The organism is uncultured Aquimarina sp., from assembly GCF_947495315.1.
GTDB lineage: Bacteria > Bacteroidota > Bacteroidia > Flavobacteriales > Flavobacteriaceae > Aquimarina.
In genome coordinates this window covers 1-25,541 of record NZ_CANLYD010000016.1, presented here as the reverse complement: position 1 = coordinate 25,541, position 25,541 = coordinate 1, and the positions used below count along the sequence as shown (strand labels likewise).

Annotated in this window: 21 protein-coding genes; 14 read left to right on the top strand and 7 right to left on the bottom strand. The window is 32.4% G+C overall.

The genetic code is table 11. The features are described from left to right. The first annotated feature begins 177 nt into the window (after positions 1 to 177). From gcvT to Q0910_RS22495, 3 genes are all read left to right on the top strand, one after another. The gene (gcvT, locus tag Q0910_RS22505) at positions 178 to 1,260 is read left to right on the top strand and encodes a glycine cleavage system aminomethyltransferase GcvT (protein ID WP_299221805.1); all 1,083 of its coding nucleotides are present in this window, start codon (positions 178 to 180) and stop codon (positions 1,258 to 1,260) included. Between the two features lie 93 nt (positions 1,261 to 1,353). Beyond that, the gene (locus tag Q0910_RS22500; RefSeq protein WP_299221802.1) at positions 1,354 to 2,169 is read left to right on the top strand and encodes a sugar nucleotide-binding protein; all 816 of its coding nucleotides are present in this window, start codon (positions 1,354 to 1,356) and stop codon (positions 2,167 to 2,169) included. Positions 2,170 to 2,228: 59 nt separating this feature from the next. Then, on the top strand, positions 2,229 to 2,642 hold the full coding sequence (locus tag Q0910_RS22495) for a thiol-disulfide oxidoreductase DCC family protein (RefSeq protein ID WP_299221799.1): 414 nt from the start codon (positions 2,229 to 2,231) through the stop codon (positions 2,640 to 2,642). Between the two features lie 486 nt (positions 2,643 to 3,128). Here the strand turns inward: Q0910_RS22495 and Q0910_RS22490 are convergent, their stop codons facing one another. Then, the gene (locus Q0910_RS22490) at positions 3,129 to 3,308 is read right to left on the bottom strand and encodes a hypothetical protein (RefSeq protein WP_299221797.1); all 180 of its coding nucleotides are present in this window, start codon (positions 3,306 to 3,308) and stop codon (positions 3,129 to 3,131) included. Positions 3,309 to 3,570: 262 nt separating this feature from the next. Between Q0910_RS22490 and Q0910_RS22485 the strand changes: the two genes are divergently transcribed. Next, the gene (locus Q0910_RS22485; RefSeq protein WP_299221794.1) at positions 3,571 to 5,439 is read left to right on the top strand and encodes a DUF4139 domain-containing protein; all 1,869 of its coding nucleotides are present in this window, start codon (positions 3,571 to 3,573) and stop codon (positions 5,437 to 5,439) included. Between the two features lie 69 nt (positions 5,440 to 5,508). Here the strand turns inward: Q0910_RS22485 and Q0910_RS22480 are convergent, their stop codons facing one another. Then, complete coding sequence (locus Q0910_RS22480; RefSeq protein ID WP_299221792.1) at positions 5,509 to 5,901, bottom strand: hypothetical protein; 393 nt, start codon at positions 5,899 to 5,901, stop codon at positions 5,509 to 5,511. 83 nt (positions 5,902 to 5,984) lie between these two features. After that, positions 5,985 to 6,380, bottom strand: a complete 396-nt coding sequence (locus Q0910_RS22475) for a hypothetical protein (RefSeq protein ID WP_299221789.1) — start codon at positions 6,378 to 6,380, stop codon at positions 5,985 to 5,987. Positions 6,381 to 6,574: 194 nt separating this feature from the next. Between Q0910_RS22475 and Q0910_RS22470 the strand changes: the two genes are divergently transcribed. Genes Q0910_RS22470 through Q0910_RS22455 form a run of 4 tightly spaced genes read left to right on the top strand, consistent with a single transcriptional unit; the run spans position 6,575 to position 11,351 of the window. Then, positions 6,575 to 8,902: an outer membrane beta-barrel family protein gene (locus Q0910_RS22470; protein ID WP_299221786.1), complete on the top strand. Its 2,328-nt coding sequence runs from the start codon at positions 6,575 to 6,577 to the stop codon at positions 8,900 to 8,902. Further along, positions 8,886 to 9,629, top strand: coding sequence for a hypothetical protein (locus Q0910_RS22465; protein ID WP_299221783.1), 744 nt, complete (start codon positions 8,886 to 8,888; stop codon positions 9,627 to 9,629). The genes Q0910_RS22470 and Q0910_RS22465 overlap by 17 nt, the downstream gene beginning before the upstream one ends. A 22-nt stretch (positions 9,630 to 9,651) precedes the next feature. Beyond that, complete coding sequence (locus tag Q0910_RS22460; protein ID WP_299221780.1) at positions 9,652 to 10,680, top strand: histidine kinase; 1,029 nt, start codon at positions 9,652 to 9,654, stop codon at positions 10,678 to 10,680. Beyond that, on the top strand, positions 10,677 to 11,351 hold the full coding sequence (locus Q0910_RS22455) for a LytTR family DNA-binding domain-containing protein (protein ID WP_299221777.1): 675 nt from the start codon (positions 10,677 to 10,679) through the stop codon (positions 11,349 to 11,351). The genes Q0910_RS22460 and Q0910_RS22455 overlap by 4 nt, the downstream gene beginning before the upstream one ends. Positions 11,352 to 11,390: 39 nt before the next feature. On the opposite strand, the gene Q0910_RS22450 is transcribed toward Q0910_RS22455, so the two are convergent. From Q0910_RS22450 to Q0910_RS22435, 4 genes are all read right to left on the bottom strand, one after another. Beyond that, positions 11,391 to 12,833 (bottom strand): aminotransferase class I/II-fold pyridoxal phosphate-dependent enzyme, encoded by a 1,443-nt coding sequence (locus Q0910_RS22450; protein WP_299221774.1) that lies wholly within the window; start codon positions 12,831 to 12,833, stop codon positions 11,391 to 11,393. 133 nt (positions 12,834 to 12,966) lie between these two features. Next, positions 12,967 to 14,292, bottom strand: a complete 1,326-nt coding sequence (locus Q0910_RS22445) for a dicarboxylate/amino acid:cation symporter (RefSeq protein ID WP_299221771.1) — start codon at positions 14,290 to 14,292, stop codon at positions 12,967 to 12,969. A gap of 364 nt (positions 14,293 to 14,656) precedes the next feature. Beyond that, the gene (gene aroC, locus Q0910_RS22440) at positions 14,657 to 15,721 is read right to left on the bottom strand and encodes a chorismate synthase (RefSeq protein WP_299221768.1); all 1,065 of its coding nucleotides are present in this window, start codon (positions 15,719 to 15,721) and stop codon (positions 14,657 to 14,659) included. A gap of 317 nt (positions 15,722 to 16,038) precedes the next feature. Then, the gene (locus tag Q0910_RS22435) at positions 16,039 to 17,199 is read right to left on the bottom strand and encodes a histidinol-phosphate transaminase (protein WP_299221765.1); all 1,161 of its coding nucleotides are present in this window, start codon (positions 17,197 to 17,199) and stop codon (positions 16,039 to 16,041) included. Between the two features lie 157 nt (positions 17,200 to 17,356). On the opposite strand from Q0910_RS22435, the gene Q0910_RS22430 reads away from it, so the two are divergent. The 6 genes from Q0910_RS22430 (at position 17,357) to Q0910_RS22405 (ending at position 25,316) form a co-directional block, all read left to right on the top strand. After that, positions 17,357 to 19,669 carry a type IA DNA topoisomerase gene (locus tag Q0910_RS22430; protein ID WP_299221762.1) on the top strand — a complete coding sequence of 771 codons (2,313 nt, stop codon included), beginning with the start codon at positions 17,357 to 17,359 and terminating at the stop codon, positions 19,667 to 19,669. A 133-nt stretch (positions 19,670 to 19,802) separates the two neighbouring features. Next, positions 19,803 to 20,645: an AraC family transcriptional regulator gene (locus tag Q0910_RS22425; protein ID WP_299221759.1), complete on the top strand. Its 843-nt coding sequence runs from the start codon at positions 19,803 to 19,805 to the stop codon at positions 20,643 to 20,645. 75 nt (positions 20,646 to 20,720) lie between these two features. Then, on the top strand, positions 20,721 to 22,037 hold the full coding sequence (locus tag Q0910_RS22420; RefSeq protein WP_299221756.1) for a DUF6624 domain-containing protein: 1,317 nt from the start codon (positions 20,721 to 20,723) through the stop codon (positions 22,035 to 22,037). Between the two features lie 694 nt (positions 22,038 to 22,731). Continuing rightward, positions 22,732 to 23,331 carry a hypothetical protein gene (locus Q0910_RS22415; protein ID WP_299221753.1) on the top strand — a complete coding sequence of 200 codons (600 nt, stop codon included), beginning with the start codon at positions 22,732 to 22,734 and terminating at the stop codon, positions 23,329 to 23,331. A 181-nt stretch (positions 23,332 to 23,512) separates the two neighbouring features. After that, positions 23,513 to 24,217, top strand: coding sequence for a hypothetical protein (locus Q0910_RS22410; RefSeq protein ID WP_299221750.1), 705 nt, complete (start codon positions 23,513 to 23,515; stop codon positions 24,215 to 24,217). A 265-nt stretch (positions 24,218 to 24,482) separates the two neighbouring features. Beyond that, positions 24,483 to 25,316 carry a hypothetical protein gene (locus tag Q0910_RS22405; RefSeq protein WP_299221747.1) on the top strand — a complete coding sequence of 278 codons (834 nt, stop codon included), beginning with the start codon at positions 24,483 to 24,485 and terminating at the stop codon, positions 25,314 to 25,316. The last annotated feature ends 225 nt before the right edge of the window (positions 25,317 to 25,541 follow it).

Below are 25,541 nucleotides of genomic sequence, written 5' to 3'. Positions count from 1 at the left end.
ATTTTATAAAGTTATTAAAAAACACTGAAAACCTAATCCTATATTATCATATCCCTAATTATTAGCTTTCGGATTAGGAAAAAGTTAACAATTTATCATAAAAAAGCATTGTTTACCAACGCAAAGTTTTTTACTTTCGGCCTCAATTTGATTCTTAATTCTACAAATCAATTCATTATGAAAAACACTGCATTAACAGAAACTCATGCTGCTTTAGGTGCCAAAATAGTTCCGTTTGCAGGATATAATATGCCTGTATCCTATGAAGGAGTAAATATAGAACACGAAACAGTTCGTAATGGTGTTGGTGTTTTTGATGTATCACATATGGGTGAGTTTTTAATTACAGGTCCTAATGCTTTGGATTTAATCCAAAAAGTAACTTCTAATGATGCGGCTAAGCTTGTAGACGGAAAAGCTCAGTATAGCTGTTTGCCTAATGATAAAGGTGGTATTGTAGATGACTTGATTGTATATAAATTAGCTGATGAGAAATACTTATTGGTAGTCAATGCATCTAACATACAGAAAGATTGGGATTGGATCAAAAGTCATAATACGATGAACGCAGATATGCGTGATCTATCGGAAGATTATTCTTTATTAGCGATTCAAGGTCCAAAAGCTGCAGAATCCATGCAATCCCTAACATCCGTGGATCTGGAAGCTATGAAATTTTATACGTTTGAAGTGGCGGATTTTGCAGGAATTGACCATGTGATTATCTCAGCAACTGGATATACCGGCAGTGGTGGTTTTGAAATCTATTGTAAAAATTCTGAAGTGCAACAAATTTGGGATAAAGTATTAGAAGCTGGTGAAGATTTCGGAATCAAACCTATTGGTCTCGCAGCTAGAGACACGTTGCGATTAGAAATGGGATATTGTCTATATGGAAATGATATTAATGATGAAACTTCTCCTATTGAAGCTGGTCTAGGTTGGATTACAAAATTCACCAAAGATTTTGTGAATGCTGATGCTTTGGCAAAGCAAAAAGAACATGGAATAGAACGTAAACTGGTAGGTTTTGAATTAGATGAAAGAGGAATTCCCAGACACGATTATGATATTGTAGATGGAAATGGTAACAAAATCGGAACTGTGACTTCTGGTACGATGTCACCATCTTTAGGAAAAGGAATTGGTTTAGGCTATGTGCCTAAGGTTTTTGCTGCTCCAGGAAGTAAGATCAATATTCAGGTTCGTAAAAAAGCGATTCCTGCAACGGTAGTAAAATTACCTTTTTATAAAGGATAATTATTTTATAACAATAATAAAGGGTAAGTTAAGTTTCAAGGTTACATAGTTTAGTGATCTTTGAAACTTAACTTTTTTTAGCATAGGATAGTATTGAAAAAAATTTTAATCATAGGAGCCAGTGGTTTTATAGGAAATGCTCTATACAAAGAGCTTAATTCCTATTTTGACACCTATGGCACCTACCGCACAGATAATGCTTTTTATGAAAAAAATCAAAAATTCTTTCAGTATGATATGGAACTGGAAGATATCTCCATATTATTAGACAACCTAAAACCTACTATTATCGTTTCTGCTATTAGAGGGAATTTTAATGCGCAGTTAGATGCGCATCAGCGAATCATAAACTGGTTAAAAAAGAACAAATCAAAATTGATATTTCTATCCAGTGCTAATGTATTTGATACGTTTAGCAACTATCCCTCATATGAACACGATAAAACATTGAGTGATAGTGTTTATGGAAGATTAAAAATCAAAATTGAAAATGCATTAATGCGACTACCACCTCATAAATATGTAATCGCTAGGATACCTATGATTTTTGGAGCCAGTACACCTCGTGTACAAGAACTTAAAACCTTATATGATCTTAAGGCTGCAATAGAGGTTTTTCCTAATGTAATTATCAATGCAACCGCTATTTCTAAACTTACACAACAATTACACTATATCATCAACCGAAGTAAAAAAGGAATCTTCCATCTCGGAAGCACTGATCTTATTTATCATCTGGATCTCATCACAGAAATATGTGATATACTTCAATTAAAAGACCCTACTTTTAAACAAGTTTTTGATTCCAATAACGATCGTTATCTGGCAGTTTTGCCTAAGGATAATTTATTACCAAAGAATCTGCAAATCACCACCAAACAAGTTATAGATTCTATTACCCTAAAGTGATTCTTAATGAAATGATAATTGATTAGCAAGATTCTATATTTGGTTCTTATCTTTGTAGTATGAATATCGAAGGAAAAAAAATCATATTATTCGATGGAGTGTGTAATCTTTGTAGTGGAGCGGTTAATTTTATCATTAAGCATGATAAGAAGGATGTATTTCGATATGCTTCTTTACAGAGCGAGGTAGGACAGAAATTGGCAAAAGAAAGAAATATTGATACTTCTAAACTAGACACTATTCTGCTTATCGAACCTAATCTGGCATATTATCATAAGTCAACAGCCGCCCTGCATATTGCAAGACAGCTGTCTGGTGGTTATCCGTTACTTTCTGTTTTTCTTATTTTTCCTAAATTCTTAAGAGATTGTGTTTACGATATAATCTCAAGAAACAGATATAACTGGTTTGGCAAAAAAGAGAGTTGCATGATTCCAACTCCAAAGCTAAAAGCCCTCTTTATCGACCAATAACATATAATTTACTTTTGCAATAGCATTATGAATTAATATCAAAACTTTCCCCCTTTGATGTTACCCTATTCAATTCAGATTTATTCATATTATCTATATGTACAAATCCTAAACATGCTACTGCAAAGCAAATTAGTATTATTGGTATTAAAAGCTTTTTCATTTTATTTTGGGATTAAATGATTTGGCAGCAAAAAAAGACCATTCTTTAATTACGGTTTAAAAGTAATCATGATTACGGTCTCTACCGATAGGTGTTTTAGAATTCGTAGGGATTCATTTAGAATTCGTAAAATATCTTTTCTATATATACAATTATTACCCTCTATCTAACTCATTTAAACAAAAAAACTGCCTTACAATAATATGCAAGGCAGCAGTCTTGGAGTGATCCGTTACTTTTTTTGTTTTCCCTTTTTATTTTTCCAATTCAGAAGTAGTTGATTCTACTTCTTTACTGGTTTGTAACGTATCCTTCTCAACTCTTCATTTAGTATCGAACTTATCGATAGTTGTTATTTCCACATCAGAATCACTACTGATTTGATGTTTCTCTCTTAGCTGATTATATTCTTCATCTAACTTATTCACATTATCTATATGCACTATACTTAGACATATAACTGCAAATGAGATTAGAGCTATGGGTAGAAAAAGCCGTTTCATAATGAGTGTATTTAAGGTTTATTAATAAGTGTGGTTCAAAAGTATACTTATCTATGATACAAATTAAGGGGACTTTAGCTAGAAATCATATAGGGGTTTTCCCCCTTTTTTCTTTATTTACAAGGTCTTCACGGCCTTTTTATACTGCAAACTAAGTATTTATAAGGATTTACTCAATCAAAAAGGTACTTCACTCATTATGGGTTTATTTTTATGAGCTACAGTTATATTTTCGTTTAAAATCCAAAAACAACACATACCTATGAGAACCTTTACCTTACTTATATTACTCTTGCCAACTATCATTTTTGGTAATAACGAGAAAAGAGTACCCTCTACCATAAAAGAAGTAACCGTTTACGTATCAGGAGCAAGAATTCAAAGAACTGCTTTAGCGGACGTACTACCAGGAGTGAACGAAATCATATTCTATGATCTTTCTAACAAAATTGATGAAAATAGTATACAAATTTCAGGTTTAAAAAACGCTTCTATCTTATCTATAAATTATGGAATTAATTATTTAGAAAAGAAAAAGAATTCGAAAGAGTTAGCATCCCTAGAAAATCAGCTAGAACTATTATTATTAAAGAAAAACAAATTAGAAAACCTACTATCAGGACTCCATCAGGAAAAGAAGGTACTGGAAAATAATCAACAAATAGGTAGCGATCAAACTGCCCTTTCATTGGACAAAGTAAAACTAATATCTACCTATTACCGAGAAAGATCAGTAGCTATACAGAATGAAACATACAATATTAATCTGCAAAAAAACAAATTACACGATGAAATTAGAGATATCACCAATCAAATTGATAGACTAAGTGATCACACTAAAGAAGAACGAGGAGAAATAAAGGTAAAAATAGATGTGTCTTCTGCTACGAATCTTGCATTAAAACTAAAGTATAATGTAACTGACGCAGGATGGTTTCCTTTATATGATATCAAATCAAAAAACACCGACACACCGCTTAAAATAACTTACAAAGCTAATGTATATCAAAAAACTGGTACTGATTGGAATAACACAAAAGTTATCTTATCCACAGGTGATCCTAACACTAATAACTTAAAGCCTGATCTTACAACAAGGTATTTAAACTTTAATTATGGTAATTATCAAAGAAGAAGTGCTGTAAATAGATATTCTTCCACTTATAATCCAAATATAAAAACCGTTAGTGGAATTGTAACAGATGAAAAAGGACTTCCGCTTCCTGGCGCTACGATAATTGAAAAAGGATCAAGTAATGGCGCTGTAACAGATTTTGATGGTAGATATACCATTAATATAAAACAAGGAAAACAATTAGTATTCTCTTACCTTGGTTATACTACAGAAGAAATAACAATAGGAAGCTCTATAGTCAATATAAGCATGGAAGAAGATAGCAGCGCATTAGAGGAAGTCGTTATAACAGCATATGGAACTTCATCAGGGTATAGAAAAGCATCCAGAAAGAAAACAAAAAGAGAAAAAGAAACGTATAACCTTACCGTAGTATCTAAAGAAGAAGGGATTACAAATACCCGATTTGTGATCAAAAAGAAATATACTATCAAATCCAATAGTGATATCACTACTATAGAAATTGATAATTTTGATATGAATGCTGATTACAGCTATTATGTTGCTCCGGAACTCAATGAAAATGTATTCTTGACAGCCAAATTAGGAAATTGGGAGCAATTTGATCTATTAGCAGGAGAAGCAAACATTTATTTTGAAGGTAGCTATGCCGGAAAAACAAATATTGATCCACAAGCAACAACCGATAGTTTGATGATCTCATTAGGAACTGATCCTAATATTGTAGTAAAAAGAGAACCTCTAAAAAAATTTAAAAGCAAATCTTTTTATGGAAGTAATCGAATCGTAGATCTTGGATATGCTATACAATTAAAAAATAATAAACAAAATGCGATTCATCTGATTCTCGAAGATCGAATTCCTATTTCTCAAAATAAAGAAATCAAAGTGGATAACATCGAAACCAATGATTCCAATTACGATCCCAAAACAGGAATTATGAAATGGAAACTAACAATAAAACCAAAAGCACAATTAGAAAAACAATTTTCTTATCAATTAAAATATCCAAAAAACAAAAGAGTTAATTTATAACACTTCTATTTCTGAATACTCTTGCCGCTTTTTGTAGAAATTAAAAACGGCAAGAGTATTTAAGTGATATTATCTTTCAAAACGAAACGTAAATCCGTCAATAGCGTTTTCCGTTATAGTAAATACGCTATTTTCTAAGTTTAACCTACCATAATCCACTTCATTAACAATTAGTAAGTCCGCATCTGCCGGAGCAGAAACATTATATGTATATGTTCCCGACGCTAACAATGTATTTGCAGAAGTAGTTGTACTATTGTTAACAATGGTAACCATACCTGTAGACGCATTAAAATCCCAAACAACCACTCCTCTATCTATATCTTCATCTAATCCAGTAATACCTCCTGATACATTAACAAGATTCCACGTGCCTTGAAGCGTTGGTTCTAAATTATTATCATCATCATTACTACAACTAAAAATAATAATAGAAAGTAATACTAGATAGAAGCGTTTCATATTTTATAATTTAAAAGTTAATTCTCTTAATAGATGGTATACTTCCATATTGGTTGCGTCCACAAATGAGTAATGAAATTTAATTACCGCTCAAACCTAATCTCGAATCCATCTCTAAATTGTTGAGTGACCTGAAAATTAGTAGATGAAACTGTAAAAGTCCCTAGATTGATATCGTTTACGACCAGCTCATCTATATCTGCAGGAGCTACAATACTATAAGAATATACACCAGAAGGAAAACCATCGTATACGCCAGTAATAGTGCTAGTATTAGTGACTGTTACCATATTAGTAGATTCATTAAAATTCCAAATAATAGTGCCTCTCTCAAAATCCTGATCTATTCCAGCAAATCCACCGGTAACATTTACCAGATTCCATTCTCCCTGTAGACTATCAGAGCGATTAATGGTATCATCATCGTTACTGCAGCTTATTAAAATAATAGAAAGCATTATGATAAATAAATGTCTCATTGTTTTGTTTATAAAGTTAATAAATACGTTAATGTAGATGATTAGTTTTGATCAAAGTTGCGCTACAAAATGTTAATTATATAATATTTATGACTTTGTTAAAAGTATTGTTAACGGAGAAATTAGTGACATTCACAGATTAAAATTTCACAAAAAAGATAAGAGTATCACTTTTGAAATATCAAAATCAAAAAATGATACGAACAGTAATCTTTATATTATTTTCAATTCTGGGATCGCTAATCACGACCGCTCAGGAAATTGATACTTTCACAGGAATTGTGAAAGATATATCTACTCAGGAAGTAATTCCGTACGCAACTATTGTTGTCTATAATGATAAAAGAGAATTGATTGATGGTGCTTCTACCGATGACAATGGCCTGTTTCGATTAAATTTCACGAAAGCGTTTACATCGTTCGAAGTTAGTTTTATTGGGTATGAAACTCATATAGGTCAGTTTGCAGAGCTAACTACTCCCGAAAATATTTTAATCGAACTAACATCAAAAGTCAGTACGCTAGATGAAGTGATTATAGAAGGAAATCGTACAACAACACAACTGAAAATCGATCGGAAAATTATAAATATAGGAACTGACATCCAACAATCAGGAACCACAGCGTTAGAAGCTTTTGATCAAATTGCAGATATACAAACAGACCTGGGAACAGGTAGTTTATCTCTAAGAGGAAGTGATAATGTACGACTATTAATCAATGGTAAACCTTCTTCCTTAAACGCGACAGAATTATTGGAACAAATACCTTCTTCTACGATAAAAAGTGTGGAAATTATAACTTCTCCATCGGCAAAATACCAAGCAGATGGGTTATCCGGAATTATTAACGTAATTCTAAAAAGAGATCTAAATACAGGACTAAATATGAATCTCAATAGTTCTGTTGGTACAAAACGGTATGGATATGGTGTTCAAGGTAATTATAACTTATCATTCATGAATATTAGATTTAATGCTTCACAATCAGGAAGAGAAATGGATAGTAAACAAACTATCAATAGAACATTTATGGATGGTGATACTCAAGGAATATTTACACCTTATGATTTTAACGGATTGATAAGAAAAGGAGCTATCGGATTGGATTTCTTTACTGATGAACATAATGAATTTTCTATAGCATTTGATTATACCGATGATTATCATAGTTTTTATAACAGATCTCAATATTTTAACTTAACTGATCGAGAGGATTTTGTATACACGAGAAACTCTGAACATACGCATGTAACATCTGTACTGAATGCGAATTATCGTCGTGAATTTGCTAAAACGGGGCATTTTCTGGAGTTGGATTATAACTTTAACAACAATAAGAATGACTATCCAGCTTCTGACTTTGAAGAAACTATATTCTTATTCAATCAAATTATAACAGAAGATAATAGGATTCATACATTGTCTTTCGATTATTCCTTACCTATTTCAAAAAAAGCACTCTTAGAAACAGGGTTTTCTTGGAACAAAAGTAACTCCAAAAACAATCAATATTTTAGATCAAACGAAACTGACGAAACAAATAATGCATTTGATTATGAAGAAGAACTTATTGGTTTTTATGGACTTACTAAATTCAGTGCTTATAAATTTGATTGGCAAATAGGACTACGGTATGAATTCTTTTCCTCAGAGTCTCAAAATACCTTAAACTCATTAAACACAGATCTAAAATTTTCTAACTTATTTCCATCAATACACCTTTCTTATAAATTTAATGAAGATACTACATTAGGAATAGGATATAGCAAACGTGTCTCTAGGCCTAACTTACATCATATTAATCCTTTTCAATTAGGAAATCCGTTTTTCAGATTTGACGGTAATCCAGGTCTGAAACCTGAATACAGTGATAATATTGAGTTGAATTATCAAAATAATGGTGGAAAAGTGAATTGGTCTATTGCTTCTTTTTACCGCTACAGAAAAGATGTGATACTTTGGGTGAATAATATTGAAGATGATAATATACAGGTAATTTCATTTCAGAATATCGGTATAAACCATTCTTTGGGTATAGAAACAATGGTATCTTATAAAATAGCTAAGTTTTGGGATGCATTTTTTACAGGAAATTACTACTACACAAAGGTCAATGAAAATAACCTAAATACCTGGAATGATTTATATTCTTCTAATCTACAATTCAAAAACACCTTCAAAATTTCTAAAAAGATAAGTACTGATATTACCTACCGATACACACCAAAACGACAAAATGCTTTCAATTTTATAGAACCCAGAAATAGAATCGATTGGGGAATAAGAGCAAAACTGTTAAAAGATAAGTTGACAGCTAATTTAAGAGTAATAGATGTGCTCGATGATAATTTGATGAAACGAAATACACGTACTGCAGAATTTAATCAACGTACCATATGGAAGTTCCAATCACAAACTCTTGGGTTTTTATTTAGTATTAATTACTCCCTTTTTAAAAACAAAAATAAAGAGAGGAAAAGAAAAGAAAGAGAATACAGACATAATGACTCTAATAATTAAACAATTAGCCATGGTAAAATATTATATAAAAAAAGTGAATTTTTATTCGTTTGTAGTATCAATAATTTTTGTTTTGATACTAACTGGATGTGAATCAAGTATAGGTATCGAAGACAAAATCACTTCAGAAGAACTTCTTACATGGAAAACTTTGGGAAAAGGAAAAACTTCAATACAGCATCAAGAATTTATTATGGAAGAGATTGATAGTTCTGATGGCTTCTTTTTGATAGGCCCTAAAAGTTATCAAGGAGATATGGTATTGCAATACAAAATAAAAGCCTTGTCTGAAGCATCCGTACTAATTGTATTATTTTCAGCTTCAGACAGTAGTGAAACTTTAGAATTAACAATACCACAAGAAAATAGCAAAAACGAAGATATTTGGAAATGGCGAAGAGAAATGAATCATTATAACCTGACTTTCAATAATAAATCTCACGGATACACTCCTTTTTTCTATAAAAACATTTCTTCCTTAGAACGTGATTTTCATCTAAGAAAACAAGATAATATCATGAAACCCAATCAATGGGTTACTGTAGAGATTGGAAAGAAAAAAGGAAAAGTTTGGTTTTCTCTAAACGATGATATTGTTTTTGAACATACGGATATGCCTTCACTTTTAGGTGGACACGTAATTTTCAGAATAAGTGGTGGTACTATAAAAGGAAAAAATATTCTTGCGAAAGCCTCCATAAAAGATTTGACGATACATCATCAATAAAAGTAATACCTTAGTACTATTTATGAAGAAAGATTCTGTATATACTAAACTAAAAAAAACGGAGCCACTGTTGCATCTGCTCTTCTGGGGAATTGTCATTTTATTTCCTTACTTAAAGTATTTAGGACGAGAAGGAGGTTATCCCATGAGTTTTTCACATGAATTAGTAGCACTACTATTCAATATGATTCCTACGTATATTATGTATTTATGGTTTTTTCCTTTAAGAGATAAGAAAAAATATATACTGTTGGTATTACTTATTTTTATTGGTAATGCCTTTTTACATTATTATGCAGATTCTTTTTTTCATATGGAAGAAGGGCATAAAGATCATCGATGGAGATCAATGATTTCTAGCTTGGTAACGTATCTCTCTTTTAGTTTAGTTTTTTTCGCATTATTCTCTATAAAGAAGCTATATGCAAAACAATTAGAATTAGATACTACAAAACAAGAAAAACAACAAGCTGAACTCAGTGCATTAAAAGCACAGATAAACCCTCATTTTTTGTTTAATACGCTGAATAATATTTATGCAAATGCTTTAAAAAAAGATGAAAAAACTCCAGATTTAATTTTAAAATTATCAGATAGTTTTAGATACTTATTACATGAAGGTCAAAAAAAGAAAGTAACTCTGAATAAAGAAATTACTCACATAAAAGATTATATTAGTTTACAAGAAGAACGATTGTCAACTAAAGTAAAAGTTAGTTTTTCGGAAGATATTCATAATCTTCAAAAGGAAATAGCTCCATTACTATTAATCCCTTTTATTGAAAATGCATTTAAGTATACCAGTACTATAAAAGGTAATAAACATCCAATAAAAATTAAAACCATGTTAAATGCCGATCAATTCTATTTTTATTGCGAAAACTCATATGACGAAAATAAAACATCAGAGATCGAAACAAATTGGAAAGAAAGCGGTATTGGTATAAAAAACACAAGAAAAAGATTGCAACTATTATACCCCAAACAACATCAATTGTTAATCGAGGAAAATGAGAACCTTTTTAAAGTAACACTTACTATTATATTATGATAAATTGTATCATTATAGAGGATGAACATGGAGCACAAGAAGTTTTGGAAAACTATATCAATAAAACTCCATTTCTACATTGTAAGGGTATCTATGAAAGTGGATTAGACATTGATTCAAAGCAACTAGAAGAAATTGATTTCATATTTTTAGACATCCAATTACCCGAATTGAATGGATTATCTTTTTTAAGAACTTTAGTTAATCCACCTAAGGTTATCATTACTACTGCATATCCAAATTATGCTGTTGAAGCCTTTGAAGAAGCTGTTATAGACTACCTGGTGAAACCTTTTTCTTATGAACGATTTTTTAAAGCTGTAAATCGCATACAGGATAAAACTATAGAGAAAAAGGAAAACATAAAACAGTTTTTCTTATACGCTGATAAAACTATTTACAACATTCATGTTGATGATGTATGTTTTTTAAAAGCAGAAGTGGATTATGTAAAAGTGATTACACACCATAAAAACATCCTGATTTTAGATACCCTACGAAATTGGGAAGAAAAATTACAGAATTTTAATTTTATTAGAATACATCGCTCCTATATTATTAATATAGATAAGATCGAAAAAGTATCGGGAAACCAGGTTTTTATTGGAGACATAGCAATCCCAATAGGAAAAACCTACAAGAATACTTTTTTAAAGCTTATTAATTATTAAAAAACATTACCTCTAGCTTACAAGTCTATATAAAATCTGTTATTTGATAGTATTAGCTATTCTTTGTATCTCATCCAAAAGCGCTATAAAATCCTCTTTTTCTGTTAACGGATTCATTATAGAAGTCCTTAGATAGCGATCCTCTCCTATCATGGTTTGTACGATATAAAATTTTCCAGATAAGAGTAACGCTTCACGTATTCTAGAATTGAATGTATTGATATCTTCTGAAGAAATATCTGTATATCTAAAATTCACAATATTAGCTTCTGGATCAATGAGTAATTCGAACCCATCTCTATCTTTGATAATATCTGCAAATGCTTTTCCAAGGTCATATAATCGATCTATGTTCTTTCCGAAAATATCTTCACCGTACATCTTAATGATTGAATACACCTTAAGCGACATCATCAATTTAGTACACTCAAAGGTTCTTTTGCCAGAATTATACCATTCTCTCGATTGTTGAGAATCCCATAAATACTGTGCTTTTTGTTCAAAAGTTTTATACGAGTCCTCGCTATGCTTAAAGATTAAAGCGGTATTTAATGCAGGTGTTAATAACATTTTATGAAAATCAATCACTACAGAATCTGCTTTGTCAATTCCTTTCGCCAGGTACTTATATTTTTCCGAGAAAACAACTCCTCCTCCGTGAGCTCCATCTATATGAAACCATAGATTATTGTTTGTAGCGAAACTAGCTAACGTTTCTAAATCATCATAGGATCCAGTAGAAGTCGAAGAAGCGCAACCTACAACTGCAATGACAGTCAAACCTTTGTTTTTTGCATTTTCTAGATACTCTTCTAATAATGAAGTATCTATTTTATAAGATTCGTTAGAAGGAACTTTTATAATTCCCTCTGCTCCAAATCCTAGAATTCTTGCAGCACGATCAATACAATAATGAGCTTCTTCAGAAACCAAAACAGCTAATTTTTCATTGTGTCCATCTTCCCATACCAAACCGGGAGCTTTGGCTTTTCTTGCAGCTAGTAATGCTGTGAGATTTGCTAAAGTCCCTCCGGAAGTAAGAAAACCGGCTGCATCGGATCCGTATCCGATTTTTTCTGCAACAAAATCCGTAACAATTCTTTCTAAGGCATTGGATGCCATTCCCATTTCATAAACTCCTGTACCGTTACTCAATAGATCTGTTACTAACCCAGAAAGACTACTTATTATTGAGGGTACGGCTACCTGATGCCCCATATATCTTGGGTGATGTACATGAATAGATCGCTCTAGAATATTTTTATAAAAATCCATCATATCGGTATCAGAAGACATATCTTCTTTCCAATAGGCTAATTCTTGCTCAGGATCCTGATATTTGAGCACAGGTTGTTCTTTCCGCGATTGCACTTGATCCAGATGATCTGCCAGCACATCAACTAACTGATGTCCTATTTCTCTAAAGTCTGATGGACTATATAATTTTTGTAATGATTCTTCTATGAGTATACCTTCCTTCATGTCGAACTTGATTAATCAATTCGCATTAAAGGTAAAAACCCTAACTGTATATTAGGTAAAAAGCATTGAATTTTAGAAAAACAATAACAATTTTTATGCTACGGTAGTTTTTAAATCAGTTTCTAAAAGAAAATTAACTTGGAGGATAATGATCGTCCCAATCTTTTACTTTAGGATCACCAAGTTTACCAACAGATTTTGCAACCATCATAGCCACTGTAGCATCTCCTGTTACGTTAATAGTAGTACGTAACATATCTAGTGGTCTATCTACTGCAAATATCAATGCCAATCCAATTGGTAATTTATCTGATGGAAAACCAATTGCTTCTAAAACAATTACTAACATTACCATTCCGGCTCCTGGAACAGCTGCAGAGCCAATAGAAGCGAGTAATGCCGTTAATACAATCGTAATTTGGTTACTAAACGTAAGTCCTTCCGGCCAGAGCACTTGCATAATAAATACAGAAGCTACTGCCTGATACAAACTAGTTCCATCCATATTAATAGTAGCACCAACAGGTAAAACAAAACTCGATACTTCTTTATCAACTCCAATATGTTCTTCTACTCTTTCCATGGTAACCGGTAATGTTGCCGCACTGGAACTTGTAGAAAATGCCAATAGTTGCGCTGGACTAATTTGTTTTAAGAACCAAAGTGGAGATTTTTTAGTAATCACAGAAACCAAAATACAGTAAAACACAATCATTAACGCCAATCCAAATACTACAACTCCAGCATATCGCAATAACGCTAACAATATATCAGGATCATCCGATGTCACTACGACATTAGCTAATAATGCAAATACAGCAAAAGGAGCTGTAAGCATGATCAAATCGACCATTTTTAGAACCACCTCATTTAGGCTATCAAAAAACTTCTTCAAAGGATCAGATTGTTCTTCCTTAATCAATAACATACTTATTCCTAAGAAAATAGCAAAAAATATAACTTGGAGCATCATCTTATTATCACTCATTGCCTTTATGGCATTCTGTGGAACCATATCCACAACAAACTGCAAAGGACCACTTTCTTTTTGTCTTCCTGCTTCAGCAATACGTTCTGATATTTTAGCACTACCTGCATATTCGGTAGTTAGCTTTTCTATTGTCTCAGGAGTAATTCCATTTCCTGGCTTCATTACATTAACTAGCAGTAAACCAATGGTAATTGCGATGACTGTAGTAAGAACATAAATGATAATAGTTCTTCCACCTATAGCTTTAAATTTTGAAATATCTTTTAGATCTGAAATCCCTTTTATTAAAGAAGCAAGAATCAGAGGAACCGCTATTAACTTCAGAAGATTTACGAAAATTGTTCCTAAAGGAGCTATCCAATCACCTGTAAATCCTTTTCCCCAGGAAAACTGAGTCATTAAAAATCCGAATAATATCCCAGCGATCATTCCGATCATTATTTGCCAATGCAATGCAAGTTTCTTCATGTGAATTATCTAATTTTTTGAATACAAAAAGTCGAAGATATAAATTAAAAACAAAAAACCGCTCTATAAATTACGATTTACGAGGTTAGATGTACGAATTGCCAAAACATCAGAGATAAAGAATAAGATCAAAATACTTATCCTTCTGATATTTTTATTTAAAAATAAGCGAATGTCATTCCAGCGTAGGCTGGAATCCGTTTTCATTTTAAAAATTCCTTGTAATTATAATTATACAATTATGCAGTATGAGAAGAAAAGTAACTATATTGAAACCCCTATTTTATGGATTCCAGCCTACGCTGGAATGACAAAATCACTCAGAGACTCAACTACTCAAAGGCTCACAAACTAACCTACTAAATCACTTCTTAATCGTACGATTCATTAGCCAATAATCTACAATAACCAACGCAGCCATAGCTTCTACAATAGGCACGGCTCTTGGTACAACGCAAGGATCATGTCTTCCTTTACCTTGCATATTCACCATATTTCCATCTTTATCAATCGTTTCTTGATCTTGCATAATAGTTGCCACAGGTTTAAAGGCTACATTAAAGTAAATATCCATTCCGTTAGAAATCCCTCCTTGTATTCCACCCGAAAGATTGGTTTTTGTTGTTCCATCAGCATTAAATAAATCATTATGCTGACTTCCTTTTAGCGCTGCTCCTTCAAAACCACTACCATATTCAAATCCTTTTACAGCATTGATCGAAAGCATTGCTTTTCCTAATTCTGCATGTAGTTTATCAAAAACAGGTTCTCCTAATCCAACTGGAACTCCAGAAATCGCACAGCTTACCAGCCCACCTACCGTATCACCTTCTTTCCTAATCTGTTTGATGTATTGTTCCATTTCCATCGCTTTCTCTGGGTCAGGACAACGAACAATATTACTTTCTGTTAATGAAAAATCAAGTTCTGTATGTGGTTTATCTAATTTTATAGCTCCTACACCACTCACATACGCATTAAATGTAATTCCGGAAAGCACCTGTTTAGCAATAGCACCAGCTACTACTCTACTCGCCGTTTCTCTAGCAGATGAGCGTCCACCACCACGATAATCCCTAACACCATACTTCTGGTCATAGGTATAATCAGCATGAGATGGTCGATATGAATCTTTTATATGAGAATAATCTTTTGATTTTTGATTGGCATTTTTAATAACAAAACCTATGGGAGTTCCTGTAGTTACTCCTTCAAAAATTCCTGAATAGAATTCTACAGTATCTGGTTCTTTGCGTTGCGTAACGATAGCCGATTGTCCAGGTTTACGACGATCTAATTCAGCTTGTATCGCTTCAAGATCTAATTGAACACCAGATGGGCATCCATCAATGATTCCACCAATTGCTACTCCGTGAGATTCTCCAAAAGTGGTTACCTTAAATAGGTTCCCAAATGTATTTCCTGCCATTAAAAAACAATTTTCAACAAATGTACTTGTTAATCTTTAAAAACGTGCTAGTAATTTGACAGAAAAACCATCGTTTATTTCCTAAAAATTGCAACTCTTTCAGATTTCAAACTCTTTTTTTACACTATGATTATTTTGAACTTATTTAACCTACTTTATGCATTGGAAAATCTATTAAAACTTTCAGCTACCGCAAAATATAGTGCTACGCTACATTTTTAAGTTTAACCATAACGGTGCTATGCTAAAACCTAGAAAATGCCATATTTTATTGTAACAGAAAGCTTCATTACGAAGTTCCAATGCATAAAATAGGTTTAGGCTTTTAACCAATTCATTCCGTCCAGAACTTTTAAGAAAATTTTCATTTCTTCCAATCTACCGATACTAATCCTTGCCCAATTAGGATAATGTTTCCCTCCGCCAGGAACAATAGCAAACCCAAATGGTTTTAATTCGGATCTAAAACGTTTGGCATCTTTTACATCCATTAGTATAAAATTAGTATTGCTTTTCAGGTATTGAATTCCAAGTGCATCTAAACTTTTTTCTACATACGTTCTTACTTCTTCATTCTTCTTTCGGTATGCATCGACATACGTAGTATCATTTAGAGCAGTAATAGCGGCTACTACTCCTGGATTAGCAATAAGTCCACTAAAATTATAGTATTCATGATTCAATAACGCGATGGTTTCTGCCGATCCCATCGCATATCCCACACGTAAACCCGCTAAGCCATATGCTTTAGAGAAAGTTCTAATAATTAAAACATTGTGATTTTCTCTTAATAATTTTATGGTGTCTGGAGTGTCAGAAGGATTCATTAATTCTATATAGGCTTCATCTATGGCTACGGTACAGGTTGTCGTAGCAACTTCTTTGCAAAAAGATTCTAGTTCGGCAGCGGGTAATGCTTTTCCGGTAGGGTTATTAGGATTGCATATATATACCAACTTTGTATCTTTAGTCACTGCTTTTTTAGTAGCTTTTAAGTCAATATTCATTTCTTGATCAAGTACAATTCTTTTTACTTTATGATCAAATATTCTATCTGCAAAAGCTGCTGTAACGTTAAATGTAGTCGCCGGAACGATAATGCTATTTTGTTCTTTACCAAAGGTTCTGGTAAGCATACACAATATCTCAAACGAACCATGTCCTAAAATAACCTGCTCTTCTTTAATCTTGTTGCGCTCTGCTATCATTTTTTTCAGATTATTAGTGTCATATGTATGAAAAGATGCGTATCTATTAACTCGGTTGGTATGTTTAATAATTGCATCTAATACTTTTTGGGAAGGTCCGTAAGGGTTTTCATTAGAGAATAATCGTAGATTCTCATTATCTGCAGAGAACTTTAAAATATCATCTTTAAATAAGGAAGCTCCATATGCTATCGGTGTTACGGCACTTACTACTGCAACAGTACTTCCTAGTTGTAAAAATTTTCTTCTATTAAATCCTAATGTATCCATATCGCTAAAGGTTTTATACAAAATTGACTGATATCTAGTAGTTTTCCTATCAAGATCGTGATCTTGGCAAACTAAAACGTGATATCCTCAATAACCATAACTGTCATTTTTAGTTAAAATTCCTTACTTTTCGACTCGTTAATAAAGAGGATTATTCATGAAGGTTTGTATAGCCGAAAAACCAAGTGTTGCGCGAGAAATTGCTACCGTTCTGGGGGCTAATACAAAGCGTGATGGTTATTATGAAGGAAATGGATATGCCGTTACCTATACTTTTGGACACCTATGTACTTTGTATGAACCTAATGACTACAAACCATATTGGAAAAGTTGGGATCTGAATAATCTACCTATGCTTCCGGAGAAGTTTAAAACCAAGGTGGTGGATAATCAAGGGATTCAAAAACAATTCGATATCGTAAAATCACTCTTCGACAAAGCAAGTTTGGTAATCAATTGTGGGGATGCCGGACAAGAAGGAGAACTGATACAACGATGGGTGATTCATCAGGCTGGATATACCGGAGAAATACAACGTTTATGGATTTCTTCATTAACTACTGAAGCCATAAAAGAAGGGTTTAATAACCTAAAACCTTCTGAACAATATGATAATTTATATTATGCAGGATTTTCGAGAGCGATTGGCGATTGGTTGCTAGGAATGAACGCTACCAGATTGTATACCGTAAAACATGGCGGATACAAGCAAGTATTATCCATAGGAAGAGTGCAAACTCCTAGTTTGGCAATGGTAGTTAATAGATATAAAGAGATCCTAAACTTTAAACCACAACCCTACTGGGAACTACAGACGTTATATAGGGATACATTATTTAGTTATGAAGAAGGACGTTTCTTAAAAAAAGAAGATGGTGAACTGTTAGCCAATAAAGTAAAAGAAAGTGATTTTGAAATTGTTTCTATTACCAAAAAAGATGGAAAAGAATATGCTCCAAAATTATTTGATCTAACTGGATTGCAGGTATATTGTAATACAAAATTTGGATTTTCTGCAGATGAAACCTTAAAAATTGTTCAGAAGTTATACGAGCAAAAAGTAGTTACGTATCCCAGAGTGGATACCACTTTTCTACCCAATGATGTCTACCCTAAAGTTCCGGGAATTCTAGAAAAACTAACAGATTATAATACGCTAACAAAACCATTGTTAGGTAAGAAGATTAAAAAATCTACTAAAGTTTTCAATGACAAAAAAGTCACAGATCACCACGCGATTATTCCAACTGGAGAACAAATAAATCTGCAATACAATCAAAAACAGGTGTATGATATTATTACAAAACGTTTTATAACAGTTTTCTATGATGATTGTAAGGTTGCTAATACCACAGTAATTGGAAAAGCTGATACTGTCTCATTTAAAACTACAGGTAAGGTAATTATTGAAAAAGGATGGCGGGTTGTTTTTGAAAACCCCAATACACCCGGTAAAAAAGAAACCGGAATTCTTCCTGCTTTTGCAAAAGGAGAAAAAGGACCTCACGAACCTTCTTTTCTAGAAAAGGAAACCAAACCTCCTAAACAATTCACAGAAGCCACCTTACTTAGGGCTATGGAAACAGCTGGAAAACAAGTTGATGATGATGAGATGCGTGAACTGATGAAAGAAAATGGCATCGGACGACCTTCTACTCGGGCGAATATCATAGAAACACTATTCAAACGTAAATATATAGAGCGAAATAAAAAGCAAATCTTACCCACAAGTACTGGAATTCAGTTAATTGATACTATCCAAAACAAACTACTGACTTCTGCCGAATTAACCGGAAGATGGGAAAAGCAACTTAAGGAGATTGAGAAAGGTGCATTTAACGCAGGTGCATTTATAAAGAATATGAAACAGATGGTAGATCATTTGGTGTATGAAGTGAGAACTGAAAAAGTACGCGCTAACATATCCCACACCACTGCCCAAAAACAAAAAGAAACAACTAAAAAAGGGGTCAAAAAAAATACTCTTATTACCGAAGAGCAATGTCCAAAATGCCAAAAAGGAACCATTCTAAAAGGAAAATCCGCCTATGGTTGTAGCGCATTTAAAGAAGGATGTGATTTTCAATTACCTTTTAGCTATCTAAATAAGAAAATATCCGAAAAACAATATATCCGATTATTGAAAAAAGGATGTACGGTTAATCTAAAAGGTTTCAAAACCGATACTGGTTCTGCAGAAGGATTATTGCGTTTTGATACTGATTTTAAAATACTTTTAGAACCAAAGAAAGCTACTCCTACTCCAACATCTCATACAGCAGCCGATCAAATGCCTTGTCCTAAATGCAATAATGGATATGTACTGAAGGGTAAAACAGCTTACGGGTGCAGTGAGTTTAAAAACGGCTGTGATTTTAGATGTTCCTTTGAAACTGTAAGAAGTAAAGCCACAGGACAAGTTATGTCTAAAGAATTGGTATATTCTATTTTGAAAGGTGTTATCAACTAAATATGTGAATTGTATCATATACTACTTAGATCGTATTAAAAATATCGGTATCTCCTTTTGCTTTATAAGAAAGATTATGTGTTTCTTTATATAATCTAATCGGTAGAAATAATTAAAATACATCGTTTTATAGATGATTTTTGACCAAACCAAAAACTTAAGAACGTCAGATAATAAAAAAACCATTCTAAAGAAAGGTCAGTATTTAGCTCCAAGTTATCAAATTCAAGATTTTAAAGATTTTTTAATTGGTATATCTAACTATCAAGACCAAGTTGAGACCGGAGTTTGGCATGCACATGAAAACCCTCTAATTAGTTTTGTACTATATGGAGGTAATAAAGAGTACAGAAAGGGAAAAGAGATGGATCGCGTTAGTGGTTCCATAAACTATTATCACTCTCTTGAACCACATAAAAATATATATTACACTTTTCCCTCTAAACATATAAGTTTAGAGCTAAGTAACAACTTCTTAAAAAAATATAATTATACGGAAACTGATATTGAGTTCGCCACAAAAAAGAATTATGATGGTCATTTTACTTTTATAAAATTGATGAAAGAAGCTCAAATAAACGATTTACAATCATATGCTTCTATAGAGATGTTATTTTTGTCATTTCTTGAAAATTCAGAAAAATCTTATGACCAAACATTATCTCCTTCGTGGATACTATCTGTTCGAGATATATTAAATGATAGATGGAATGAAAATATTTCACTGAAAGAATTGGCATATCATGTAAACGTGCATCCTACTACTATTTCAAAGAATTTTAAAAAACATTTTCAATGTACCTTAGGTGAATATACAAGAAAACTAAAAGTAAATCGTTCCCTTAAAATTTTAGGGTCTTCACATTACTCCCTTACCGAAATTGCACATATTTGCGGTTTTTCGGATCAAAGTCACTTCATACGAGTATTCAAATCTATGACGAACCACTTACCTAGCGAATATCTAAAAATTTAAACAAGGCAAATTTCATTCTATTTTTTTAAACAGCATAGGTTTTTATTTGTACTTATTAATCCTAAAATGAAAGGTATGAGAAACAATAAAACACTTAAATTGTGGGTAGGGCTAAATATTTGTACATCTATTTTACTTTGCAGCTGCAGTAATACTATAAAAGATAATAATAATGAATCACAAAAAATAAGTTGGACTGATTCTCTAATTAAAGCGTATGAGATTTTAAACCAAAATCCGAGTGTTGAAGCAGCAGATAAGTTGTTTCAAGCAACTGAACGCATGCCAAAACAAAATTGGGAAAACTACCTAGTATGTGCTACTATTTATGGTCCAAAAGGGGAAAATGACAAAGCTTTTAATTCTATAGAAAAAGCTATAGAAACAGGCCTTAAAGATTCAGAGTTATTGAATACACTTCCTGAGTTTTCTTCTCTAAAAAGTGATCCAAGATGGGATGTTTTAATTACCAAAACCATTAAATTAGAAGAGTCATACCTAAAATCAATTCAGAATCCTGAGCTTCTTAAAGCTCTGGAAAATTTATGGAAACTAGATCAACAAACTTTATCTGAATATGACCAAAACATTGAATTATTAGATAGTACCGCAACGGATGAAGATTATTCCAGACTATTTACACCAGTAGAAAACAGATGGGAAATTAATCGACAAAAATTAGATAGTATCATTAATATTCATGGCTGGCCAGGATATAAGTTAGTTGGTGAAAAAGGGGCTAAAATCAGTTGGGCAATTCCGCAGCATTATCCTGATGTTTTTTTTAAGGAACAATGTTTATCATTAATAAAAAAAGCTATAGAAAAAGGAGATACAGATCCTAATCATTATGCAGAATTACATGATAGAATTGCTAGGGCGACTTGGCAAAAACAAACTTTTGGAGCTAGCATGGGAAAAGATTCTCCTTATCCTATTGAGGATCCAGCCAACGTAAATGATAGAAGATTGGCATTGGGTTTGCTAGAACCTATTGAGGTATACGCATATTACCACGGAATTACATATCAACAACCAAGTATTGAAGAAGCAGAGTTACAAATGAAAACTGCTAGAGATAGTGCACAAAAAAGTTACAAAAAATTTGAAGAGCTAGTTACTAGAAAAGAATCAGACTCTGCAAATATGTATATAAGAAAAGCTATCAAATTTTATGGAGACCTTAGTAATGAACAACTTTATAACGCTTCTATTAAACTTGCTCAAACAAATAATAAAAAGTCTAAAAAAATAAGTTTGAAAATTATTAAAGTTCTTATATGGAGAAAATGGGAAGGTCATCAAGGCTTTTTAGTAAATAAAGAATTTGTTTCTTTACATACTGATCCTGAATGGATAACCGTTAAGGAGTTACTACAAAAAAGCAACTAAAACGACCATAATTACTATTGTTACATGCTCAAAATACCACAGAGAAAATATACCAAAATATAAGACAACCTATGGACTTAGCAAATTTAAAAACGGCTGTGATTTTAGATCTTCTTTTGAAACCGTAAAAAATAAAGCAGCAGGGCGAACTATACCTAAAGAATTAGTGTATGCTATTTTAAAAGTTTTTTTAAACTAAAGAATATTTGTGGTGCTTTATTTTTGTGGACAAAAAACAATCTATGCGATTCTTTTATAATTAGGAAATTATATGTTTCTTTAATAAAGAATAATCATAGCCATAGAAGTATATTTTATTATACGTTTAATTCTATGGCTATAGATAAAGATATAAAAGATATATAGTTACCTTTTGTAACTATACTCACACGTTAAATCTGCAATCTTCGCTTCGCTCGCTTGCAGATTTAACGTTGTGGGCAAGAGCTGTGATCGGCTCTTCTCGCATATTTACACCTTCTAGGCTACTGCGAAGAGGTTCTGGATACCGATGTTATCGTTGAAATGTTAGGCTTACTTATGGTGGCTCAGCAAAGACAGCAGATAACACCAGGCAAGAAGCAACGGCCAACAACCCCTTGCCCCTTGCCAACTAACTAGTTAGTTGAGGGCCAAGACGCTGCTGACCGCAGCTCTTGCCCACAACGTTATAAGCAAGTGTATAAATAACTAAATGAAAAACATAATTTACTTTTTAATCTTTTTATCAATTGCCTTCTCTTGTAAGGATGAGCAAAATGAAATTATCCAAGAAATTGCGCCCATTGATGGTAAATGGATTAAAGGTGAAATAACTTATTGGATAACAACTGAGGAAGATGGTATTTGGACTGAAATTAAACCTAATGACACCCTTAAATACTCTAGATATGAAAAATGTACTGAATTCAAACTAGCTGTTAACAATAACTTATCTATAGAAAAATTGGTACTGATAGATCCATTAACAGAAACCAAAATTTCAGAAACAGTTGAATATTCAAAAAGAATAAATGAAAACTTAGAAACTCTTATCAGTTTAAGATATGACTATAAGAGTGATCGTTATTTCTCTTATATTATTGATTCAATTGGTACGGAAAAAAAGCGAAATATAAACAAAGTAAAATTAGATAGTATGTATAAATATGCCGAAAAACACGGCTTATATTTATGTGGAACAGCCGCTGATGAAATCTTAAAAGAAGGTATTCCCGAGTTTCCAATACCTCGTGAAATAAGCTTAGATTCAACTATCTTTATAATAAACGAATGGAAAAACACAAGCTTATAACATCATATATGAAATCAGAGCAAAGTTTAGTGTCAATCGAAAGGTCATTCCCTTTTTTACAGTGACGCTAGATTTTTATAAATTAACAAGAAATAAAAATGCGCAGATAAATCAATTGGTTCAAGCTTATTTGCCTTGCTCCGATTCATATATTTGGCGTTAGCCACAAGCACAGAAAAGTTTGAAATACTATATTGGAGCATACTATTTAATTAAACTTCGTGATTCTAATTTTGGAACTTACGAAGGAAAAAAAATATATACTTGTAGCACTTGTATAAATGATTCATTTTTTGACGCTTGGTCAATTTCGCGGACTGAAAACGGAACAAAAATTGATTCAGAAACAAAATCAGATTTTAATCTTAACGAAAAACTGATAAAAGAAGTTCAAAATTGGACGGACAAAAAAATGGAGGAAAACAAAATCGGATGGATTTGTACATTTGCCGATTTAAACACTCTAACTGAATACAAAAACTCATTTTTCCCCAATTCAGAGAGTGAAATTTTGAGTATAACCTTTCCGGAATCAGAAAGAAATGAATTACTAAAAATATTCAATCCTGAAAAGACAAATCTCGGAGAAATCGGACTTTCAATAAATCTAAAAACTGGAATTACCGAAAATAATGACGAACAAACTTTAGGATACGACTTGATCGGAATTGAAGATAGTAGTGAATTTCACAGTTTTCATTGCCACGATTTGGCTAATGACCTAATAGAAAAATTCGGAATTGAAATAAACGAATACGGACTGATTAATGAAAATGATAAATGGACTGAAATGGTGGAATATATGAATGACGAGAAAAACGGATTTGAATCTTCACCTTGGTTTTATGTAAAAGTGAATAAAGTAACGGAAAAAGCCAGTGGCTAACATTATATATGAAATCAGAGCAAAGTTTAGTGCCAATCGAAAGATCATTCCTTTTTTGCGGTGGCGCTAAATTTTTATAAATTGAATAAGAAATAAAAATGCGCAGATAGATCGATTGGTTCTGGCTTACTTGCCTTGCTCCGATTCATATATTAAACGTTAGCGGTAATATGAAATAATGTTTCCCTAATTAAAAACATCACTTCCCTAATCCATCCTAGATTATAATTGCAAATGAAATTACATTTGATAAAAATGTGATAATATGAGTCAAAAACTTATCTTTCTTATAACAATATTCCTTTTTTGTAATTCAATGTTTTCTCAAAAAGAATACACTGAAAAATATGATAATGGAAAAATCAAAATAAAAGGTTTTATTGTAGATAACACTCTAATAGGTGATTATATTGAATATTACAAAAACGGAGAAATAAAAACGCAAGGAGAATTCAAAGATTGTCAATATGAAACCAATCACACAAAAATTTACATTGCCGGTTGTGGAGTTGGAAACAACTTAGATATCCGAAAAGGAAAGAAGCATGGAGAATGGAAAGATTACTATGAAAATGGAACTCTTAAATCTAAATGCAATTATTTCTGTGGTTTAAGACAAGGTAATTATTTTTACTATCGAGAAAATGGAAAATTAGACTGGATTGATTTTTATACCGCTGACAAGGAAATGGGTACGCAGGAATTCTACGAAAATGGACTTTTGAGTAAAAACTCAACATACTCATATCTGTATAGCAAACACGATGGGCATGACTTAAAAGCAACAGTCGAAACGGAATATTATGAAGATGGTTCTGTAAAAATTCAACGGACAATTAAAGAATTACAAGGTGATATAGAAAAAGAGAGTTTTAAAGAGTATTATCCCAACGGATTTTTAAAAACGGAATCGGAAATAATTGACCTTGATAAAAATGGAGTTTATCGCGAATTTTATGAAAATGGAAACACAAAATACGAAGGAATTTTTAAAGATGACAAACCGATTGACAAACAATACTATTATAACCTAAAAGGAGAAGTAGTGAAAATCGAGACTTGGAAAAAAGGAATAATAGTAAATACGGAAATAAAATAAACTACCGCTAACAACATATATGTGATCATAGCTGATTAGTGATTAATCGAATGGTCTTTGTATATTTAGGATAGCGCAATGCTTGCAAAAGGAAAAATATAGCAACCAATGCACAGAAATCGTCGAAAGTTGGGTAACATTTACCACAGCTACGACACATATATTAAACGTTAAATCTGCAATCTTCGCTTCGCTCGCTTGCAGATTTAACGTTGTGGGCAAGAG

Coding starts and splice junctions, on each gene's coding strand:
- gcvT (WP_299221805.1), top strand. CDS start 178: ATGAAAAACACTGCATTAACAGAAACTCATGCTGCTTTAGGTGCCAAA.
- Q0910_RS22495 (WP_299221799.1), top strand. CDS start 2,229: ATGAATATCGAAGGAAAAAAAATCATATTATTCGATGGAGTGTGTAAT.
- Q0910_RS22490 (WP_299221797.1), bottom strand. CDS start 3,308: ATGAAACGGCTTTTTCTACCCATAGCTCTAATCTCATTTGCAGTTATA.
- Q0910_RS22485 (WP_299221794.1), top strand. CDS start 3,571: ATGAGAACCTTTACCTTACTTATATTACTCTTGCCAACTATCATTTTT.
- Q0910_RS22480 (WP_299221792.1), bottom strand. CDS start 5,901: ATGAAACGCTTCTATCTAGTATTACTTTCTATTATTATTTTTAGTTGT.
- Q0910_RS22475 (WP_299221789.1), bottom strand. CDS start 6,380: ATGAGACATTTATTTATCATAATGCTTTCTATTATTTTAATAAGCTGC.
- Q0910_RS22470 (WP_299221786.1), top strand. CDS start 6,575: ATGATACGAACAGTAATCTTTATATTATTTTCAATTCTGGGATCGCTA.
- Q0910_RS22465 (WP_299221783.1), top strand. CDS start 8,886: ATGACTCTAATAATTAAACAATTAGCCATGGTAAAATATTATATAAAA.
- Q0910_RS22460 (WP_299221780.1), top strand. CDS start 9,652: ATGAAGAAAGATTCTGTATATACTAAACTAAAAAAAACGGAGCCACTG.
- Q0910_RS22455 (WP_299221777.1), top strand. CDS start 10,677: ATGATAAATTGTATCATTATAGAGGATGAACATGGAGCACAAGAAGTT.
- Q0910_RS22450 (WP_299221774.1), bottom strand. CDS start 12,833: ATGAAGGAAGGTATACTCATAGAAGAATCATTACAAAAATTATATAGT.
- Q0910_RS22445 (WP_299221771.1), bottom strand. CDS start 14,292: ATGAAGAAACTTGCATTGCATTGGCAAATAATGATCGGAATGATCGCT.
- aroC (WP_299221768.1), bottom strand. CDS start 15,721: ATGGCAGGAAATACATTTGGGAACCTATTTAAGGTAACCACTTTTGGA.
- Q0910_RS22435 (WP_299221765.1), bottom strand. CDS start 17,199: ATGGATACATTAGGATTTAATAGAAGAAAATTTTTACAACTAGGAAGT.
- Q0910_RS22430 (WP_299221762.1), top strand. CDS start 17,357: ATGAAGGTTTGTATAGCCGAAAAACCAAGTGTTGCGCGAGAAATTGCT.
- Q0910_RS22425 (WP_299221759.1), top strand. CDS start 19,803: ATGATTTTTGACCAAACCAAAAACTTAAGAACGTCAGATAATAAAAAA.
- Q0910_RS22420 (WP_299221756.1), top strand. CDS start 20,721: ATGAGAAACAATAAAACACTTAAATTGTGGGTAGGGCTAAATATTTGT.
- Q0910_RS22415 (WP_299221753.1), top strand. CDS start 22,732: ATGAAAAACATAATTTACTTTTTAATCTTTTTATCAATTGCCTTCTCT.
- Q0910_RS22405 (WP_299221747.1), top strand. CDS start 24,483: ATGAGTCAAAAACTTATCTTTCTTATAACAATATTCCTTTTTTGTAAT.